At 61.3% G+C, this 271-nt stretch carries 1 protein-coding gene; it reads right to left on the bottom strand.

Features of this window, described 5'->3' with window-relative positions; all coding sequences use genetic code 11:
- On the bottom strand, positions 1-236 hold a 236-nt coding region (locus SB771_RS34565; protein WP_410721985.1), incomplete at its 3' end, for a hypothetical protein.
- Between the last annotated feature and the right edge of the window lie 35 nt (positions 237-271).

Below are 271 nucleotides of genomic sequence, written 5' to 3'. Positions count from 1 at the left end.
CAAGCATTGGCGAGGTAGCCGCTCATGGCCTTGACCGCGAAGTAATCGCGGGTTGTCAGTCCAATGCAGGTGCCGTGCCCACCGTATTCGCTTGCCTGTACGGGAAATGCGGGCTGCTCGCCTTGCGCTGCAGGCTGGCAGTCGTAGCAGATACCGCCGACTTGCTCCGACTCTTCGATGCAGCTTGCGCAGCGCAGGCACCGGCCTACGCCAAATGGTTCTGGTGGCTGGTACATGGATTGTCCTCTGGACCGCATTGGTCAGGAGCCAG

The sequence above is a fragment of the Burkholderia sp. SIMBA_051 genome, from assembly GCF_046534915.1.
Taxonomy (GTDB): Bacteria; Pseudomonadota; Gammaproteobacteria; order Burkholderiales; family Burkholderiaceae; genus Burkholderia; species Burkholderia ambifaria.
Note: the sequence above shows the minus strand (reverse complement) of the source record. Positions and strands in the feature narration are given on the sequence as shown.